The organism is Bartonella sp. AD24XZML (assembly GCF_042196485.1).
Classification (GTDB): Bacteria; Pseudomonadota; Alphaproteobacteria; order Rhizobiales; family Rhizobiaceae; genus Bartonella.
The window spans coordinates 124718-140827 of the sequence record NZ_JBHIQH010000063.1 but is presented as its reverse complement, the minus strand read 5'-3'; the positions used below and the strand labels follow the sequence as shown (position 1 = coordinate 140827).

Here is a 16110-nt window from a genome sequence, read left to right as displayed (position 1 = left end):
CTTCGTTTTGCTATTCGTGAAGGTGGTCGTACTGTTGGTGCCGGTATCGTCTCTAAGATCATTGAATAAATAATGCTTGTTGAGTGCTTTGATTATTGAAGGCACTTTGTATAACAGGGAAATAAAGAGCATGAACAGTCAGAATATTCGCATTCGCTTGAAAGCGTTTGATCATAGAATTCTTGATACGTCGACGCGTGAGATCGTATCGACTGCTAAACGTACCGGTGCAAATGTCCGTGGTCCCATTCCGCTTCCGACGCGGATTGAGAAGTTTACGGTCAATCGTGGACCGCATATCGATAAGAAAAGTCGTGAGCAGTTTGAGATGCGAACACATAAGCGTCTTCTTGACATTGTTGATCCAACGCCGCAAACAGTGGATGCGCTTATGAAGCTCGATCTTTCTGCTGGTGTGGATGTAGAAATTAAGCTCTGAGGTTTGAGGACAGAAGGAACAGACCCGATGCGTTCAGGTGTAATAGCACAGAAGCTGGGCATGACCCGTATTTATAATGATGCTGGTGAGCATGTGCCGGTGACGGTACTTCGTTTGGAGAATTGTCAAGTCATTGCTCAGCGTACAGTTGAAAAGAATGGTTATACTGCTGTTCAATTAGGTGTAGGCTTTGCTAAGGTTAAGAATACTTCACAAGCTCTTCGTGGACATTTTGCTAAGGCTTCTGTTGAGCCTAAAGCCAAAATAGCAGAGTTTCGTGTGAGTCCCGACAATCTTCTTGATGTTGGTACTGAGATTACAGTGGAACATTTTGTTCCAGGACAAAGAGTTGATGTGACTGGTACCAGTATTGGTAAGGGGTTTGCTGGTGTTATGAAACGACATAACTTTGGTGGGCATCGTGCTTCCCATGGTAATTCGATCACACATCGTGCTCATGGTTCTACAGGGCAGTGCCAAGATCCTGGTAAAGTTTTTAAAGGCAAAAAAATGGCTGGCCATATGGGGCAAGTGCGTGTAACAACACAGAATATTGAAGTTATTTCCACTGATAGTGAGCGTGGTTTAATTTTAGTGCGTGGTGCTGTTTCTGGTTCTAAAGGTTCTTGGATTTTGATACGGGATGCTGTGAAGAAGCGTCTTCCTGATAATGCTCCAAAGCCTGCTGGTATTCGCCGTCTTGTGAAGGAGAAAGCGGAAATGGTTATTCCGGTGACGGAAACCTCTGAAGTTGAGGGAGCCTAATAATGGATCTTGTAATTAAAACTCTTGATGGTAATGAAGCTGGCAAATTAAAGGTTTCTGAAGCTATTTTTGATCTTGTACCGCGTGAGGATATTTTGCAACGTGTTGTTCGTTGGCAGCTTGCACGTCGTCAGCAGGGAAGTCATCAATCCCAAGGTCGTTCTGATGTGTCGCGAACAGGGGCAAAAATGTTTAAACAGAAAGGAACTGGGCGTGCTCGACATTCATCTGCACGTGCACCGCAGTTTAGAGGTGGGGGTAAGGCACATGGACCGGTGGTTCGTAGCCATGCGCATGATCTTCCTAAAAAGATTCGTGCTCTTGGGTTACGTCTTGCTTTATCTGCAAAATTAAAAGCAAAAGATTTAATTGTTGTGGATGAGTTGACTGTTAAGGATGCTAAAACGAAAATGCTTGTTTCTCATTTTTCTAAGCTTGGATTTAATAACGCTCTCTTGATTGGTGGTAAAGAGATTGATATTAACTTTTTTCGTGCAGCCTCTAATATCCCTAATATTGACATTTTGCCTATTCAGGGAATTAATGTTTATGATATTTTGCGTCGCAGCAAACTTGTTTTATCAAAAGCAGCTATTGAGGCTCTTGAGGAGCGTTTTAAATGACAGATCTTCGCCATTATGATATAATTATTAGTCCAGTTATTACTGAAAAGGCGACTATGATTTCTGAGTATAATCAAGTTGCTTTTAATGTCGCGCCGAAAGCGACGAAGCCTGAGATTAAGGCTGCTATTGAAGCGCTTTTTAGCGTAAAAGTTAAAGCAGTTAACACGATAGTCCGTAAGGGTAAAGTGAAGCGTTTCAAAGGTATAGTTGGTCGGCAGAGTGATGTCAAAAAAGCGATCGTAACTCTGGCCAGTGGTCAGACTATCGACGTTTCGACAGGTCTTTAAGAGGCTCGGAGATAGGAATAATGGCACTTAAGCAATTTAATCCAATGACACCTGGGCAGCGTCAGCTTGTTATTGTGGAACGTTCTTGTCTTTATAAGGGAAAACCTGTAAAGATGTTAACAGAAGGTTTGTCTTCAAAGGGGGGACGTAATAATCGCGGTCGTGTTACTGCTCGTTTTCAGGGTGGTGGACATAAACGTAGTTATCGGTTTGTCGACTTTAAGCGTCTTAAACGTGATGTTTCAGCAAAGGTTGAGCGTTTAGAATACGATCCTAATCGTACCGCTTTTATTGCTTTAATCCGCTATGAGGATGGGCAATTGAGTTATATTCTTGCACCACAGCGTCTTGGTGTCGGTGATTCTGTTATGGCTGGTTTAAATGTGGATGTTAAACCAGGTAATGCTATGCCTCTTGCTAATATGCCTGTAGGTACAATTATTCATAATGTTGAGATGAAGCCAGGAAAAGGAGGGCAGATTGCACGTTCAGCAGGTGCTTATGCGCAGTTGGTTGGACGAGATCATGGCATGGCTATTCTTCGTTTAAATTCTGGTGAGCAGCGTTTGGTTCCGAGTAGCTGTTTTGCAACTGTTGGCGCTGTTTCAAATCCTGATCATGGGAATATTAATGATGGTAAAGCAGGTCGGTCACGTTGGCGTGGTAAGCGTCCACATGTTCGTGGTGTTGCTATGAACCCCGTTGATCATCCACACGGTGGCGGTGAAGGTCGTACATCGGGGGGGCGCCATCCAGTATCTCCTTGGGGTAAACCTACGAAAGGTAAGCGTACGCGCTCCAATAAAGCTACTGATAAATTTATTATGCGTACGCGTCATCAACGCAAGAAATGAGAAAGGTAGTCTGAGGTGGTTCGTTCAGTGTGGAAAGGTCCGTTTGTTGACGGCTATCTTCTTGGTAAAGCAGAGAAGGTACGTTCAAGTGGGCGCAACGAAGTTATAAAAATATGGAGTCGTCGCTCTACTATTTTACCGCAATTTGTTGGTTTAACTTTTGGTGTTTACAACGGTAATAAGCATATTCCTGTTTCTGTTTCTGAAGAGATGGTTGGGCATAAGTTTGGTGAGTTCGCTCCTACCCGAACTTATTATGGTCATGGTGCCGATAAGAAAGCGAAGAGGAAGTAGGAATGGGAAAAGCTAAAGTTTCGCGCCAGCTTAAAGATAATGAAGCAAGAGCTGTCACGCGGACAATTCGTGTTAGTCCGCAGAAGCTTAATTTAGTTGCTGCAATGATTCGTGGTAAAAGAGTTAATGTAGCGCTCGCTGATTTGATGTTTTCACGCAAGCGTATTGCTGCTACTGTGAAAAAAACGCTTGAATCAGCAATTGCAAATGCAGAAAATAACCACGATCTTGATATTGATTCGCTTGTTGTGGCGGAAGCTTATGTTGGTAAGTCGATAGTGATGAAGCGCTTTCATGTTCGTGGTCGAGGGCGTGCTAGTAGAATTGAACGTCCATTTTCGCATCTTACTGTTATTGTTCGTGAAGTTACCGAAAAAGTGGAGGCCGCGTAATGGGGCAGAAGATCAATCCAATAGGACTTCGTCTTGGTGTTAATCGGACTTGGGACTCTCGTTGGTATGCTGATAGTGGTGAATATGGGCGCCTTCTTCATGAAGATTTGAAAATTCGTTCATATGTGCTTGAGGAGCTTAAACAGGCAGCTATTTCTAAGGTTGTTATTGAGCGTCCTCATAAAAAGTGTCGTATTACGATTCATTCTGCACGTCCTGGTTTGATTATTGGTAAAAAGGGTGCTGATATCGAAAAGCTTCGTCGTAAGCTATCAGAAATGACGGATGCTGAAACTTCATTGAATATTGTGGAGATTCGTAAACCGGAGATTGATGCGACAATTATTGCGCAATCAATTGCTCAACAGTTAGAGCGTCGTGTTGCTTTTCGTCGTGCAATGAAGCGTGCTGTTCAGTCTGCTATGCGTCTTGGTGCGGAAGGTATTCGTATCAATTGTTCTGGCCGTCTTGGTGGTGCTGAAATTGCTCGTATGGAATGGTATCGTGAAGGTCGTGTTCCACTTCATACCTTGCGTTCTGATGTTGATTACGGTACAGCAGAAGCTAAGACTGCTTATGGTATTTGTGGTATTAAAGTTTGGGTCTTTAAGGGTGAGATTCTTGAGCATGATCCGATGGCTTCAGAACGTCGTGCTACGGAAGCTGATCAATCTGGTTCTTCATCGAATCGTCGCCGCGAAAATGCTTAGTTTTTGAGATTGAACTAAAATTTGGAGTAGAGAACAATGTTGCAGCCAAAGCGCACAAAGTTCCGTAAACAGTTCAAAGGCCGTATTCACGGTTTTGCGAAGGGTGGTACGGATTTGAATTTCGGTGCCTACGGTTTGAAGGCTGTTGAGCCGGAGCGGGTCACTGCTCGTCAAATTGAAGCGGCCCGTCGTGCGATTACACGTTATATGAAGCGTTCTGGTCGTGTGTGGATTCGTATTTTTCCAGATCTTCCGGTTACATCTAAACCGACTGAAGTTCGTATGGGTAAAGGTAAGGGAAGTGTTGATTATTGGGCTGCACGTGTTGCTCCTGGGCGCGTCATGTTTGAGCTTGATGGAGTTCCGGAGGATGTTGCACGTGAAGCACTAAGATTGGGTGCTGCAAAGTTGCCTATAAAAACGCATTTCATCCAGCGTATTGCTGAATAGTGAGGTTAAGCGATGAGAGCCACAGAATTACGGGCGCAAACGCTCGACCAAATGAAAGATGAATTGGCTAAGTTAAAGAAAGAGCAATTTAATTTGCGTTTTCAAAAAGCAACAGGTCAATTAGAAAAGACTGCGCGCGTTAGACAAGTTCGTCGTGATATTGCGCGTATTAAAACTTTTCTTCGTCAAAAGATAAGTGAAAGTAAGGTTTAAGGAAATAAGAGATGCCTAAACGCGTTTTGCAGGGTGTTGTTATTAGCGACAAAAATGATAAGACTGTTGTTGTCAAAGTTGAACGCCGTTATTCTCATCCGCTTCTTAAGAAGACTGTTCGGCAGTCTAAAAATTATAAAGCGCATGACGAAAACAACCAATTTAAGATTGGGGATCAAGTTTCTATTCAAGAATCTAGACCAATTTCGAAAGATAAATGTTGGATTGTTGTAAAAGACAATGTAGCGTAATGAGTTAAGCTTATTGTTTTAGAATTTAACAGTGTGGTTATCATTGATAAATTTGAAGGCGATAACTTTATCGTTATTTGGCAGGCAAATCCGAGTGTGTAAAAGGTACAATCGGATATATGTATTAAGAGAAGGTGGCCAGTCATGATTCAGATGCAAACAAACCTCGACGTTGCTGATAATTCTGGAGCGCGTCGTGTCATGTGCATCAAAGTGTTAGGCGGTTCAAAGCGGAAATATGCTTCGGTCGGTGACATTATTGTTGTTTCGGTTAAGGATGCAATTCCTCGTGGACGTGTTAAAAAAGGTGATGTTATGAAAGCTGTTGTGGTTCGTACTGCTAAGGATATTCGTCGCGCAGATGGTAGTGTCATTCGTTTTGATAGTAATGCTGCGGTTTTGGTGGATAATAAAAAAGAGCCGATCGGTACTCGTATCTTTGGACCTGTTCCCCGTGAATTGCGTGGTAGGAATCATATGAAGATCATCTCGCTTGCTCCTGAAGTTCTGTAAGGAGTAAATGTTATGCAGAAGATTCGAAAAGGTGATAAAGTTGTTGTTTTGTCCGGTAAGGATAAAGGATGTAGTGGTGAAGTAATTAGGGTTAGTCCAAAAGAGAATAAGGCTTTTGTTCGTGGGATTAATATGATTAAACGTCATCAACGTCAAACGCAGAAGCAAGAAGCTGGAATTATTTCTAAAGAAGCTCCGATTCATCTGTCTAATTTGGCGATTGCTGATCCTAAAGATGGTAGGCCTACACGTGTAGGCTTTCGTGTGAATGCAGATGGTAATAAGGTTCGTTTTGCCAAGCGTTCGGGAGAGTTGATTAATGGCTGAGGAAAGACAAATACCGCGTATGAAAGCGCATTATTTTGAAGTGATTCGTAAAGTGCTTCAAGAGAGGTTTAATTACAGAAATGCAATGCAAATTCCGCGGATTGATAAAGTTGTAATAAATATGGGGATAGGTGAAGCAACTGCTGATTCCAAGAAACCTTCCCTTGCTGCTGAGGATTTAGGGCTAATAACGGGTCAGAAGGCTGTTGTTACGCGTGCGCGTAATTCTATTGCGACCTTTAAGGTTCGTGAAGGAATGCCTCTTGGGGCTAAAGTTACATTGCGTAAAGATCGTATGTTTGAGTTTTTAGATCGTCTTGTGACGATTGCTCTTCCGCGGGTTCGTGACTTTCGTGGTTTAAATCCAAAGAGTTTTGATGGTCGTGGCAATTTTGCTATGGGTATTAAAGAACACATTGTGTTTCCAGAAATCAACTATGATAAAGTTGATCAAATTTGGGGCATGGATATTATTGTTTGTACGACAGCAAAAACGGATGATGAAGCTCGTGAGTTATTGCGTGCTTTTAATTTTCCTTTTCGTTCGTAACGGCAAGCGTAGTGAGGTGAAATTATGGCCAAAGTAAGTGCCGTTGAAAAAAATAAGCGTCGTGAGTTGATGGTAAAGTGCTATGCTGCTCGTCGTGCACGTTTGAAAGCAATAGTTATGGATCAGAAGGTTTCTCTTGAAGAACGTTTTAAAGCTTCTGTTCAGTTGGCAGAGTTGCCGCGTAATTCTTCGAAAGTTCGTATTCGTAATCGCTGTGAGGTTTCAGGTCGTCCGCGGGCTTATTATCGTAAATTAAAAATGTCGCGAATTGCGTTGCGTGAGCTTGGCTCTATTGGCTATATTCCTGGTATTGTAAAGTCTAGTTGGTAAGAGGAGATTATTTAATGTCTATGTCAGATCCTCTTGGTGATATGTTAACACGTATTCGTAATGCACTTGGTCGTAAAAAAGGTAAAGTAGTTACTCCAGCTTCGAAGCTTCGTGCACACGTTCTTGATGTTCTTCAGTCGGAAGGTTATATTCGCGGATATAATCGAATTGATTTAGGTGATGGAAAAGCTGAAATTGAAATCGAATTGAAGTATTTTGAAGGGCTGGCTGCTATTCGTGAGATTTCACGTGTATCAAAGCCAGGGCGTCGTGTGTATGTTTCTGCTAAGTCACTTCCTCAGGTGGCAAATGGCCTTGGTATTTCGATTTTATCGACTCCTAAAGGCGTCATGGCAGATCATGAGGCGCGTGAACAGAATGTTGGTGGAGAACTCCTTTGTCGTGTTTTCTAAGTTATGTCAAGAAAACGGAAGAAAAAGTAGGTTAGAACAATGTCTCGTATTGGAAAGAAACCCATTTCAATTCCTTCTGGAGTTACTGCTACTGTTGAAGGTCAGCTGGTTAAGGCAAAAGGTCCAAAAGGTGAGCTGAGTTACGTCGTCAATGATGAAGTCTTAGTCAAACTTGAGGACAATATCATATCAGTTATGCCGCGGGATCAGTCAAAAGATGCGCGTTCTAAATGGGGTATGTCGCGCTCAATGATTGAGAACATTTTTTGTGGTGTGAAAGATGGTTTTGAAAAGAGGTTGGAGATTAATGGGGTTGGTTATCGTGCTGCTTTGCAGGGTAAGGATGTTCAACTATCTCTGGGTTTTTCGCATGATGTGGTTTATAAAGTTCCGTCGGGTGTTACTGTGACTGTTCCTAAGCCAACGGAAATTGTTGTTTCTGGAATTGATAAACAGCAAGTTGGACAAGTTGCAGCGGAGATTCGTGAGTATCGTAGGCCTGAGCCTTATAAAGGTAAAGGTGTTAAGCATGCAGATGAACGTATCTTCCGTAAAGAAGGTAAAAAGAAATAAGGATTTTGTATTATGGTTTCATCTAAGGACATTATCCAACGTCGTGCAAGGCGTGTTCGTCGTAGAATTAAAATGGTTTCTCATGATCGTCCTCGGCTTAGTGTTTATCGTTCAAATCAGAATATTTATGCTCAAGTTATCGATGATTTGCGGGGATGTACACTTGTTTCAGCCTCTACTCTTGAAAGTGATTTGAAAAAATCGTTAAAGAGTGGTGCTGATAAAAAGGCGGCCTTTGCTGTTGGTAAGTTAATTGCTGAGCGTGCGAAGAAAGCGGGTGTTAATGAGGTGGTTTTTGATCGTGGAGCGTATGTGTACCATGGTCGCGTCAAAGCTTTAGCTGAAGCTGCTCGTGAAGGTGGTTTGAATTTCTAAAATTTCTTATTTGTGAATGAGTAAGGAGAGTTTAGAGTATTTCGTTTAAGTTCTTCCAGTTTGATGAGGGACTTTGTTATCGTGCTTCCGGAAAAGAAAAAGGAATGAGGAATGGCACAAAAAGAACGTGGTGAGAGAGAAGAACGCGATAATGAATTTGTCGATAGGCTCGTTCATATCAATCGTGTTGCTAAAGTTGTAAAGGGTGGTCGGCGTTTTGGTTTTGCCGCTCTTGTTGTCGTTGGAGATCAAAAAGGGCGTGTGGGTTTTGGACATGGTAAAGCCCGTGAAGTTCCAGAAGCCGTTCGTAAAGCAACGGAATCTGCAAAACGTGGGATGATTTATGTTCCGCTTCGGTCTGGGCGTACATTGCATCATGATCTTGAAGGTCGTCACGGAGCTGGGCGTGTTTTGCTACGTTCGGCTTCTGCTGGTACTGGTATTATTGCTGGGGGACCGATGCGTGCTATTTTTGAAGCTCTTGGTATGCAGGATGTCGTTGCAAAATCACTAGGATCGTCGAATCCTTATAACATGGTTCGTGCAACATTTGATGCATTGAAACATCAAGTGCATCCTAGAGATATTGCTGCTCAACGTGGTATAAAGTATTCGACTTTGCAGGCGCGTCGTCGCCATTTAGTCGACCTAGAAGGGTAGTTTCTGAGATTATCAGAAAAGGAATTAGGAAATGGTTCAGAAAAAATCTCAGAGTGGTAAAACTGTGACTGTGGAACAAATTGGAAGCCCTATTCGAAACTCACAGATTCAGCGTGCAACCTTAAAGGGGCTTGGACTAAATAAAATGCGTCGTCGGCGCGTTTTAGATGATACACTTTGTGTGCGGGGTATGATTGCTCGGGTTCGGCATCTTGTTCGCGTTATAGATGAAGGTTAAGGGTTGCGGGAGTATTAGATATGAAACTCAATGAACTGCGTGATTGCGAAGGCGCAACAAAAAATCGTAAGCGTGTTGGGCGTGGTATTGGTTCCGGTATGGGTAAGACTGGTGGTCGTGGTGTAAAAGGGCAAAAGTCACGTTCTGGTGTTTCCCTTAATGGTTTTGAAGGTGGGCAAATGCCTATCTATCGTCGTTTGCCAAAACGTGGATTTAGGAATTTCTTTGCTAAAACCTACAATGAAGTTTCACTAGGACGTATTCAGTTGGCAGTTGATGCAGGTAAGTTGAATATTGAAAAGCCTGTTGATATGGTTTCTTTGAAAGAGGCTGGTATTATTCGTCGTGAAAAAGATGGGGTTCGTCTTCTTTCTGCTGGTGATTTGAAAACTAAGATTACCTTTCATGTTTCTGGTGTTTCACAAGCTGCTCGTGTTAAGATTGAAAAAGTGGGTGGTCAGGTTATTCTTCCTGATATTGCTCGATAATTTTTTAATATGAATAGAGACCTAAAGAAGAATGATATCTGTTTTGTGGGATCTTTTGTGGAGAATTGTTTAAGTTCTGCATTTGTTTATGTATGCATATATGAATTTTAGGATTATACTTCTGTGATTTAAAGAACTGGAGTGTAAAGTGGAGACGTTTTATGGCATCAGCAGCAGAGCAATTTGCTTCCAATATAAACTTCGGCACCTTTTCGCGTGCAACTGAATTAAAGAAACGTATCTGGTTTACTCTGTTGGCGCTTCTTGTATATCGTTTTGGCACTTACATCTCTCTTCCAGGTATCAATATCGATGCTTTGCGGCAAACATTTGAACATCACGCGTCGGGTGTATTAGGACTCTTTAATATGTTTGCTGGAGGTGCCGTTGGGCGTATGGCTATTTTTGCGCTGGGTATCATGCCTTATATATCGGCATCTATTATTGTGCAATTGTTAACATCTATTATTCCTTCTTTGGAAACTCTTAAAAAAGAAGGGGATTTAGGTCGTAAGATTATCAATCAATATACGCGTTATGTAACAGTCGTATTGGCAATCCTACAAGCTTTTGGTATTGCGGTTGCGCTTGAAAGCGGTATAGGGTCGGGGCTTCAAATTGTTTTAGAACCAGGTCTTATGTTTCGTATTTCTTCTGTTATTACGCTTGTTGGCGGAACGATGTTTCTTATGTGGCTTGGCGAGCAAATTACGTCACGTGGTATTGGTAATGGGGTTTCTCTTATCATTTTTACAGGGATTGTAGCTAACTTTCCTTCTACTTTTGCTCAGCTTTTGACAGCTCATAGTCAGGCTGATTTATCAACTTTTCTTTTAATAGGAATCGTTCTTATTGCTGTTTTGGTTATTGGGTTTATTGTTTTTATAGAGCGTGCGCAACGGCGAATTCTTATCCAATACCCGAAACGTCAGGTCGGTAATCAAATGTTTCAAGGAGATATGTCGCATCTTCCTTTAAAGTTGAATACTGCTGGTGTTATTCCACCTATTTTTGCTTCATCTTTATTATTATTACCTGCCACTATTAATAATTTTTCTGATAAAATGCCACAATGGGTTCAGGAGATTTCTTATGCTCTTGGTCATGGACAGCCACTTTATATGATTGTTTATGCATTTTTAATGGCGTTTTTTTGCTTTTTTTATACAGCTATTGTGTTTAATCCAAGTGATACTGCAGATCAGTTGAAAAAACATTCTGGTTTTATTCCAGGGATTCGTCCAGGTGAGCGTACAGCCGAATATATTGATTACGTTTTGACGCGTATTACTGTTGTGGGCGCACTTTATATTATCTTGGTTTGTTTGTTACCTGAATTTATGATATCTGCATTACAGGTTCCTTTTTATCTTGGGGGAACATCCTTGTTGATTGTTGTTACTGTTACACTTGATACGGTTGCTCAAATTCAGGGGCATCTTGTTGCCCACCAATATGAAGGGTTGATAAAAAAATCAAAACTTCGTGGAGGTAGAAGGAATCGATGAGAGTTATTCTTTTAGGTCCTCCTGGAGCGGGAAAAGGTACGCAAGCAAAAATGTTGACTGAGGAATATAGCATTCCTCATTTATCAACAGGGGATATGTTGCGTGAGGTGATTGCCAAAGAAACGGAGATTGGTAAAAAAGCTAAAGCTATTATAAGTTCTGGTGCTTTGGTACCTGATAGTATTGTTAATCAAATCGTATCAGATCGGATTGATGAAGCTGATTGTGTAAACGGTTTTGTTTTGGATGGATATCCGCGAACTGTAGGGCAGGCAGAAGCGTTGCAACAGATACTGGATTCAAAAAATACGCAGCTTAATGCTGTTATTGAGTTGTGTGTTGATGAAGACGTGTTGATTGAACGTATGAAGAAGCGCGTTGAAGAAACAATAGCGACTGGTGGACAGGTTCGTTTAGATGACAATCCTGTTGCTTTTGCAAAAAGATTAATAGAATATCGTGAAAAAACAGCTCCCTTATCAAAATTTTATTCAGAGAGGGGAATGTTGAAGGTCATTGATGGAATGATTGGTGTTGCTGAAGTGACACGTATGATTAGAGGGTTTCTTTCATGAGATTTTTTTTAGAAATAAATGAAAAGAGTTGACTTTTGAGATGAAATCTATCAAGAGTGAATTTAATTTATTTTAGTGAAATAAGAGGATTCGGAAGAATTTTTTTCTGAGTCTATTTTTTTCTGTAAGGTATATCAGGTATTTTATAACAATTTGTCAAAATAACTAAGGAGAGTAGGCGTGGCTCGTATTGCTGGCGTCAATATCCCGACAAATAAGCGTGTAATTATTGCGCTTCAATATATCCACGGGATTGGACCAAAATTTGCTCAAGAAATTATTGAAAGAGTTGGCATTCCTTTGGGGCGTCGTGTGCATGAGCTTTCAGATGCTGAGGTGCTGCGGATTCGTGAGGCAATAGATCAGGGGTATCAAGTTGAAGGTGATCTTCGTCGTGAGGTTGCTATGAATGTTAAGCGTTTGATGGATCTTGGTTGTTATCGAGGATTGCGTCATCGCCGGTCTTTGCCTGTCCGAGGACAACGTACACATACGAATGCTCGTACGCGTAAAGGTCCGGCTAAGGCAATCGCCGGTAAGAAGAAATAATGGCCTTTGTGGAAGGTTTTTATATATTCTTTTTCTTGTTTGATTTGTTTGACAAGGAAAAGAAGGTGGAGCTGCTGATGTTACGGCAGTGATGAGATCGTTGAAAGGGAAATTATGGCCAAGGAAGCCACACGTGTTCGTCGTCGCGAACGTAAAAATATTTCATCGGGTGTTGTTCATATTAATTCAACATTTAATAACACAATGATTACTATTACTGATGCTCAGGGTAATGCAATTGCTTGGTCATCTGCGGGAGCTCAGGGGTTTAAAGGTGCGCGTAAATCGACACCTTTTGCTGCTCAAGTTGCTGCGGAGGATTGTGCAAGAAAAGCGCAAGAGCATGGTATGCGTTCTTTGGAAGTTGAAGTTTGTGGACCTGGATCAGGGCGTGAATCTGCTCTACGAGCATTGCAATCTGTTGGTTTTGTCATTACTTCTATTCGCGATGTAACACCAATTCCTCATAATGGATGTCGTCCGCGGAAAAGGCGGCGTGTTTAATTGGGTGTTGTTTTTTGTTGTCGGAGATTTCTCTGATGTTCACATTGGTCGTTACGATTGAATGGTAACGGAACTAAAGAACGGGAATAAAAATATGATCCAGAAAAACTGGCAGGAACTTATTAAACCCAATAAGGTTGAATCATGTGCACATGATAATCCAAATATTATAAGTGTGATTGCTGAACCTCTTGAGCGTGGTTTTGGTTTAACGTTAGGAAATGCGCTTCGTCGCGTTTTGTTATCTTCGCTTCGTGGTGCTGCTATTACTGCTGTGCAGATTGACGGTGTCTTGCATGAATTTTCATCGATTCCAGGTGTGCGTGAGGATGTTACGGATATTATTCTGAATATAAAAGAAATTGCGCTTCGTATGGAAGAAGAAGGTCCTAAACGTGTCGTCGTTTATAAAGAGGGGCCTGGTGTCGTGAAAGCGGGAGATATCAGTACAGTTGGGGATATGGAAATTCTAAATCCAGATCATGTTATTTGTACTCTTGATGAAGAAGCTGAAATTCGTATGGAATTTATTATCAACACAGGAAAGGGGTATGTTCCATCTGATCGTAATTGTGTTGATGATGCACGTATAGGGCTTATTCCAATTGATAGTCTTTATTCACCGATCCGTAAGGTATCTTATAAAGTAGAAAATACACGCGAAGGTCAAGTTCTCGATTATGATAAATTAACGCTCACGATTGAAACAAACGGTGCTGTTAATGGTGAGGATGCTGTTGCTTTTGCAGCACGCATTCTTCAGGATCAATTATCGTTATTTATTAACTTTGAAGAGCCACAGAAGGAGCCTGTTGAAGAGGCTGATTCTGAGCTTTCTTTTAATCCTGCTCTTCTCAAAAAAGTGGATGAATTAGAACTTTCAGTTCGTTCGGCAAATTGTCTTAAGAATGATAATATTGTCTATATTGGTGATCTGATTCAGAAAACAGAATCTGAAATGCTTCGGACACCGAACTTTGGTCGCAAATCGTTGAATGAGATTAAAGAAGTTTTGGCGTGTATGGGTTTACATCTTGGGATGGAGATTCCTGCGTGGCCGCCTGAAAACATTGATGATCTTGCAAAACGTTATGAAGATCAATATTAAAATTAGAATTTAAGGAGAGGGCTTATGCGCCATAGTAAGTCAGGACGCAAGTTGAACCGTACTGCCAGTCACCGTAAAGCGATGTTTGCAAATATGGCAACTTCGTTGATCGAGCATGAGCAGATTGTGACAACACTTCCAAAAGCTAAAGAAATTCGTCCTATTGTTGAAAAACTTGTTACTCTTGGTAAGCGTGGTGGTTTGCATGCGCGTCGGCAAGCTATTGCAGCACTTCGTGATGCAGGAAAGGTTGCGAAATTATTTGATACGCTTGCGCCACGTTATGCATCACGCAACGGTGGGTATTTGCGTATTATGAAAGCGGGGTTTCGTACCGGTGATAATGCGCCCATGGCTGTTATAGAATTTGTTGATCGTGATGTTGAAGCGAAGGGTGCTGGGGATCGTGCTCGCATGGAAGCTTCTGAGAATGAAAAGGGAACATCTTCGTAGAGTTTTTTATTCTGTTGGATTTTTAAAGGCCGCCTTGTCTTGGGCGGTTTTTTTGTGAGCATTTTTAAGTTTGTTTTAGTTGAGAAATAGGTGCAGAGAGAAAATTATAGAATATTGAATTATCTTATTTTTATAATATTTATTGTTCAAATAGGTTGTTTTTATTCTCTATTATGAAATATTAATAGAGGTCCTTAATTTGCGGGGATACGTTTTTTTATTCTATTAATCTTCAACAGAATGTGCTGATTTTATAAGGAGTGGATTATGAGGTGTTCTTTTTGGGTGCGGATTTTTTTTGCAATTATGATGCAGATATCATTTGATCATGTATATGCTCATGTTCCTCAAACACAAACAGAAATCACTCTTTCATTTGCTCCTTTAGTTAAAAAGACAGTTCCATCTGTTGTAAATATTTATGCAGCTCGACAAATTAGAGCTCGATCACCTTTTGAAGGCGATCCATTTTTTGAGCAATTTTTTGGTCGTTTTCAAAATAAATTTCCTGTTCGTAAGCAATCGTCATTAGGATCAGGGGTGATTGTTGATGCACGTGGTTTGATCGTTACAAATTACCACGTCATTAAAGATGCAAGCGAAATTAAAGTGGCTTTTTCTGATGGACGGGAGTTTGAGAGTAAGGTCGTGCTCAAAGATGAAGCAACTGATATTGCAATTCTTGAAGTTAAGGAAAAAGATACTCAATTTCCGGTTCTCTCTTTGGGAAATTCTGATACTGTTGAAGTTGGTGATCTTGTTCTTGCTATTGGTAATCCTTTTGGTGTTGGTCAAACAGTTACAAGTGGTATTGTTTCAGCGCAAGCGCGTACACGTGTTGGGATTTCTGATTTTGACTTTTTTATTCAAACAGATGCAGCCATTAATCCAGGGAATTCTGGTGGCGCTTTAATTGATATGAAAGGTCAGTTAATCGGAATTAATACGGCTATTTATTCGCGTTCCGGTGGTTCTGTAGGGATTGGTTTTGCTATTCCAGTTAATCTTGTAAAAGTAATGCTTGATACAGTTAAACGCGGTGGAAAATATTTTGTGCCGCCTTATATTGGGGCTTCTTTTCAAAAGGTTACACCTGATATTGCTGGTGGTTTAGGTTTAGAACGTCCCTATGGTGCTCTGATTATTGAAGTTATCAAAGATAGTCCTGCTGAAAAAGCTGGATTGAAAGTAGGTGATGTTATTTTGAGTGTGCAGGGGGTACGCGTTGACAGCCCAGATAGTCTTGGGTATCGTTTGATGACAGCTGACGTTGAGCATAGTCTTGCTTTGGAATATTTACGAAGTGGAAAAACTTTAAAAACACAAATAACAGTTTCATCGATATCAGAAATTGCATTTTTAAAATCTGAAAAAATTACGGGTGACAGTCCTCTTGCTGGTGCTGAGGTGTTAGATTTAACACCGCAAAATAGTCGACGTTTTCATCTTCCTATATTTGCAAAAGGGGTTGTGATTACCAATCTTGAGGAAATGAGCAATGCAGCTGGAATTTTTCAGTCAGGAGATATTCTACGTGTTGTAAATGGCCATAAAATTCAAACAGTTCATCAGTTGAAAAAGGTTCTTATGCAAGGTCGCTCAAATATGTGGCAATTGGAATATGAACGTGATGGTATGTATATTCGCCAATTTATTCGTTGAGGT

The 16110-nt window shown here is 41.1% G+C and carries 28 protein-coding genes and 1 pseudogene; all 29 read left to right on the top strand.

Annotated features, from left to right (window positions below; all coding sequences use genetic code 11):
• A pseudogene (locus ACFIMX_RS06480) lies at window positions 1-69 on the top strand (elongation factor Tu); the annotation flags it as partial.
• Window positions 70-130: 61 nt separating this feature from the next.
• Window positions 131-439: a 30S ribosomal protein S10 gene (gene rpsJ / locus ACFIMX_RS06475; protein ID WP_005773267.1), complete on the top strand. Its 309-nt coding sequence runs from the start codon at window positions 131-133 to the stop codon at window positions 437-439.
• Window positions 440-466: 27 nt separating this feature from the next.
• Window positions 467-1204 (top strand): 50S ribosomal protein L3, encoded by a 738-nt coding sequence (gene rplC, locus ACFIMX_RS06470; RefSeq protein ID WP_375639913.1) that lies wholly within the window; start codon window positions 467-469, stop codon window positions 1202-1204.
• A gap of 2 nt (window positions 1205-1206) precedes the next feature.
• On the top strand, window positions 1207-1827 hold the full coding sequence (rplD, locus tag ACFIMX_RS06465; protein WP_375617717.1) for a 50S ribosomal protein L4: 621 nt from the start codon (window positions 1207-1209) through the stop codon (window positions 1825-1827).
• Window positions 1824-2117 carry a 50S ribosomal protein L23 gene (locus ACFIMX_RS06460; protein WP_273723987.1) on the top strand — a complete coding sequence of 98 codons (294 nt, stop codon included), beginning with the start codon at window positions 1824-1826 and terminating at the stop codon, window positions 2115-2117. The genes rplD and ACFIMX_RS06460 overlap by 4 nt, the downstream gene beginning before the upstream one ends.
• A gap of 20 nt (window positions 2118-2137) precedes the next feature.
• Window positions 2138-2971: a 50S ribosomal protein L2 gene (gene rplB / locus ACFIMX_RS06455; RefSeq protein WP_375617718.1), complete on the top strand. Its 834-nt coding sequence runs from the start codon at window positions 2138-2140 to the stop codon at window positions 2969-2971.
• Between the two features lie 15 nt (window positions 2972-2986).
• A complete protein-coding gene (gene rpsS, locus ACFIMX_RS06450; protein ID WP_375617719.1) occupies window positions 2987-3265 on the top strand; it encodes a 30S ribosomal protein S19 in 279 nt (92 codons plus the stop codon).
• Window positions 3266-3267: 2 nt separating this feature from the next.
• Window positions 3268-3657 carry a 50S ribosomal protein L22 gene (gene rplV / locus ACFIMX_RS06445; RefSeq protein WP_273791407.1) on the top strand — a complete coding sequence of 130 codons (390 nt, stop codon included), beginning with the start codon at window positions 3268-3270 and terminating at the stop codon, window positions 3655-3657.
• Window positions 3657-4367, top strand: coding sequence for a 30S ribosomal protein S3 (gene rpsC / locus ACFIMX_RS06440; RefSeq protein WP_273791408.1), 711 nt, complete (start codon window positions 3657-3659; stop codon window positions 4365-4367). The genes rplV and rpsC overlap by 1 nt, the downstream gene beginning before the upstream one ends.
• A gap of 36 nt (window positions 4368-4403) precedes the next feature.
• Window positions 4404-4817, top strand: coding sequence for a 50S ribosomal protein L16 (gene rplP / locus ACFIMX_RS06435; RefSeq protein ID WP_375694197.1), 414 nt, complete (start codon window positions 4404-4406; stop codon window positions 4815-4817).
• A 12-nt stretch (window positions 4818-4829) separates the two neighbouring features.
• A complete protein-coding gene (rpmC, locus tag ACFIMX_RS06430) occupies window positions 4830-5030 on the top strand; it encodes a 50S ribosomal protein L29 (protein ID WP_375606714.1) in 201 nt (66 codons plus the stop codon).
• A gap of 11 nt (window positions 5031-5041) precedes the next feature.
• Window positions 5042-5281, top strand: coding sequence for a 30S ribosomal protein S17 (gene rpsQ / locus ACFIMX_RS06425; RefSeq protein ID WP_375617721.1), 240 nt, complete (start codon window positions 5042-5044; stop codon window positions 5279-5281).
• Between the two features lie 144 nt (window positions 5282-5425).
• A complete protein-coding gene (rplN, locus tag ACFIMX_RS06420; RefSeq protein ID WP_004855715.1) occupies window positions 5426-5794 on the top strand; it encodes a 50S ribosomal protein L14 in 369 nt (122 codons plus the stop codon).
• A 12-nt stretch (window positions 5795-5806) separates the two neighbouring features.
• Window positions 5807-6121 (top strand): 50S ribosomal protein L24, encoded by a 315-nt coding sequence (gene rplX, locus ACFIMX_RS06415; protein WP_375639911.1) that lies wholly within the window; start codon window positions 5807-5809, stop codon window positions 6119-6121.
• Window positions 6114-6671: a 50S ribosomal protein L5 gene (rplE, locus tag ACFIMX_RS06410; RefSeq protein WP_375617723.1), complete on the top strand. Its 558-nt coding sequence runs from the start codon at window positions 6114-6116 to the stop codon at window positions 6669-6671. The genes rplX and rplE overlap by 8 nt, the downstream gene beginning before the upstream one ends.
• 24 nt (window positions 6672-6695) lie before the next feature.
• On the top strand, window positions 6696-7001 hold the full coding sequence (gene rpsN, locus ACFIMX_RS06405) for a 30S ribosomal protein S14 (protein WP_375617724.1): 306 nt from the start codon (window positions 6696-6698) through the stop codon (window positions 6999-7001).
• Window positions 7002-7015: 14 nt separating this feature from the next.
• Complete coding sequence (gene rpsH / locus ACFIMX_RS06400; protein ID WP_375613142.1) at window positions 7016-7414, top strand: 30S ribosomal protein S8; 399 nt, start codon at window positions 7016-7018, stop codon at window positions 7412-7414.
• Window positions 7415-7453: 39 nt separating this feature from the next.
• Window positions 7454-7987 (top strand): 50S ribosomal protein L6, encoded by a 534-nt coding sequence (gene rplF / locus ACFIMX_RS06395; RefSeq protein WP_375617726.1) that lies wholly within the window; start codon window positions 7454-7456, stop codon window positions 7985-7987.
• Between the two features lie 12 nt (window positions 7988-7999).
• Window positions 8000-8362: a 50S ribosomal protein L18 gene (gene rplR, locus ACFIMX_RS06390; RefSeq protein ID WP_273791414.1), complete on the top strand. Its 363-nt coding sequence runs from the start codon at window positions 8000-8002 to the stop codon at window positions 8360-8362.
• A gap of 111 nt (window positions 8363-8473) precedes the next feature.
• Window positions 8474-9022, top strand: coding sequence for a 30S ribosomal protein S5 (rpsE, locus tag ACFIMX_RS06385; RefSeq protein WP_375617727.1), 549 nt, complete (start codon window positions 8474-8476; stop codon window positions 9020-9022).
• 31 nt (window positions 9023-9053) lie between these two features.
• Entirely contained in the window at window positions 9054-9260 is a 207-nt protein-coding gene (gene rpmD / locus ACFIMX_RS06380; RefSeq protein WP_375611481.1) for a 50S ribosomal protein L30, read from the top strand.
• Between the two features lie 20 nt (window positions 9261-9280).
• The gene (gene rplO, locus ACFIMX_RS06375) at window positions 9281-9748 is read left to right on the top strand and encodes a 50S ribosomal protein L15 (RefSeq protein WP_375639910.1); all 468 of its coding nucleotides are present in this window, start codon (window positions 9281-9283) and stop codon (window positions 9746-9748) included.
• 161 nt (window positions 9749-9909) lie between these two features.
• Window positions 9910-11256 (top strand): preprotein translocase subunit SecY, encoded by a 1347-nt coding sequence (secY, locus tag ACFIMX_RS06370; RefSeq protein WP_375694196.1) that lies wholly within the window; start codon window positions 9910-9912, stop codon window positions 11254-11256.
• On the top strand, window positions 11253-11831 hold the full coding sequence (locus ACFIMX_RS06365; RefSeq protein ID WP_375694195.1) for an adenylate kinase: 579 nt from the start codon (window positions 11253-11255) through the stop codon (window positions 11829-11831). The genes secY and ACFIMX_RS06365 overlap by 4 nt, the downstream gene beginning before the upstream one ends.
• A 180-nt stretch (window positions 11832-12011) precedes the next feature.
• Complete coding sequence (gene rpsM / locus ACFIMX_RS06360) at window positions 12012-12380, top strand: 30S ribosomal protein S13 (protein WP_375639906.1); 369 nt, start codon at window positions 12012-12014, stop codon at window positions 12378-12380.
• Between the two features lie 114 nt (window positions 12381-12494).
• On the top strand, window positions 12495-12884 hold the full coding sequence (gene rpsK, locus ACFIMX_RS06355) for a 30S ribosomal protein S11 (protein ID WP_007347762.1): 390 nt from the start codon (window positions 12495-12497) through the stop codon (window positions 12882-12884).
• A 94-nt stretch (window positions 12885-12978) separates the two neighbouring features.
• Entirely contained in the window at window positions 12979-13992 is a 1014-nt protein-coding gene (locus ACFIMX_RS06350) for a DNA-directed RNA polymerase subunit alpha (protein ID WP_375639904.1), read from the top strand.
• Window positions 13993-14016: 24 nt separating this feature from the next.
• Window positions 14017-14445, top strand: coding sequence for a 50S ribosomal protein L17 (rplQ, locus tag ACFIMX_RS06345; RefSeq protein ID WP_273791421.1), 429 nt, complete (start codon window positions 14017-14019; stop codon window positions 14443-14445).
• Window positions 14446-14712: 267 nt separating this feature from the next.
• The gene (locus tag ACFIMX_RS06340; RefSeq protein WP_375639903.1) at window positions 14713-16107 is read left to right on the top strand and encodes a DegQ family serine endoprotease; all 1395 of its coding nucleotides are present in this window, start codon (window positions 14713-14715) and stop codon (window positions 16105-16107) included.
• Window positions 16108-16110 lie beyond the last annotated feature (3 nt).

What these genes read in the sequence shown, in the direction of transcription:
- rpsJ (WP_005773267.1), top strand. Translation starts at nt 131, where the DNA reads ATGAACAGTCAGAATATTCGCATTCGCTTGAAAGCGTTTGATCATAGA.
- rplC (WP_375639913.1), top strand. Translation starts at nt 467, where the DNA reads ATGCGTTCAGGTGTAATAGCACAGAAGCTGGGCATGACCCGTATTTAT.
- rplD (WP_375617717.1), top strand. Translation starts at nt 1,207, where the DNA reads ATGGATCTTGTAATTAAAACTCTTGATGGTAATGAAGCTGGCAAATTA.
- ACFIMX_RS06460 (WP_273723987.1), top strand. Translation starts at nt 1,824, where the DNA reads ATGACAGATCTTCGCCATTATGATATAATTATTAGTCCAGTTATTACT.
- rplB (WP_375617718.1), top strand. Translation starts at nt 2,138, where the DNA reads ATGGCACTTAAGCAATTTAATCCAATGACACCTGGGCAGCGTCAGCTT.
- rplV (WP_273791407.1), top strand. Translation starts at nt 3,268, where the DNA reads ATGGGAAAAGCTAAAGTTTCGCGCCAGCTTAAAGATAATGAAGCAAGA.
- rpsC (WP_273791408.1), top strand. Translation starts at nt 3,657, where the DNA reads ATGGGGCAGAAGATCAATCCAATAGGACTTCGTCTTGGTGTTAATCGG.
- rplP (WP_375694197.1), top strand. Translation starts at nt 4,404, where the DNA reads ATGTTGCAGCCAAAGCGCACAAAGTTCCGTAAACAGTTCAAAGGCCGT.
- rpmC (WP_375606714.1), top strand. Translation starts at nt 4,830, where the DNA reads ATGAGAGCCACAGAATTACGGGCGCAAACGCTCGACCAAATGAAAGAT.
- rpsQ (WP_375617721.1), top strand. Translation starts at nt 5,042, where the DNA reads ATGCCTAAACGCGTTTTGCAGGGTGTTGTTATTAGCGACAAAAATGAT.
- rplN (WP_004855715.1), top strand. Translation starts at nt 5,426, where the DNA reads ATGATTCAGATGCAAACAAACCTCGACGTTGCTGATAATTCTGGAGCG.
- rplX (WP_375639911.1), top strand. Translation starts at nt 5,807, where the DNA reads ATGCAGAAGATTCGAAAAGGTGATAAAGTTGTTGTTTTGTCCGGTAAG.
- rplE (WP_375617723.1), top strand. Translation starts at nt 6,114, where the DNA reads ATGGCTGAGGAAAGACAAATACCGCGTATGAAAGCGCATTATTTTGAA.
- rpsN (WP_375617724.1), top strand. Translation starts at nt 6,696, where the DNA reads ATGGCCAAAGTAAGTGCCGTTGAAAAAAATAAGCGTCGTGAGTTGATG.
- rpsH (WP_375613142.1), top strand. Translation starts at nt 7,016, where the DNA reads ATGTCTATGTCAGATCCTCTTGGTGATATGTTAACACGTATTCGTAAT.
- rplF (WP_375617726.1), top strand. Translation starts at nt 7,454, where the DNA reads ATGTCTCGTATTGGAAAGAAACCCATTTCAATTCCTTCTGGAGTTACT.
- rplR (WP_273791414.1), top strand. Translation starts at nt 8,000, where the DNA reads ATGGTTTCATCTAAGGACATTATCCAACGTCGTGCAAGGCGTGTTCGT.
- rpsE (WP_375617727.1), top strand. Translation starts at nt 8,474, where the DNA reads ATGGCACAAAAAGAACGTGGTGAGAGAGAAGAACGCGATAATGAATTT.
- rpmD (WP_375611481.1), top strand. Translation starts at nt 9,054, where the DNA reads ATGGTTCAGAAAAAATCTCAGAGTGGTAAAACTGTGACTGTGGAACAA.
- rplO (WP_375639910.1), top strand. Translation starts at nt 9,281, where the DNA reads ATGAAACTCAATGAACTGCGTGATTGCGAAGGCGCAACAAAAAATCGT.
- secY (WP_375694196.1), top strand. Translation starts at nt 9,910, where the DNA reads ATGGCATCAGCAGCAGAGCAATTTGCTTCCAATATAAACTTCGGCACC.
- ACFIMX_RS06365 (WP_375694195.1), top strand. Translation starts at nt 11,253, where the DNA reads ATGAGAGTTATTCTTTTAGGTCCTCCTGGAGCGGGAAAAGGTACGCAA.
- rpsK (WP_007347762.1), top strand. Translation starts at nt 12,495, where the DNA reads ATGGCCAAGGAAGCCACACGTGTTCGTCGTCGCGAACGTAAAAATATT.
- ACFIMX_RS06350 (WP_375639904.1), top strand. Translation starts at nt 12,979, where the DNA reads ATGATCCAGAAAAACTGGCAGGAACTTATTAAACCCAATAAGGTTGAA.
- rplQ (WP_273791421.1), top strand. Translation starts at nt 14,017, where the DNA reads ATGCGCCATAGTAAGTCAGGACGCAAGTTGAACCGTACTGCCAGTCAC.
- ACFIMX_RS06340 (WP_375639903.1), top strand. Translation starts at nt 14,713, where the DNA reads ATGAGGTGTTCTTTTTGGGTGCGGATTTTTTTTGCAATTATGATGCAG.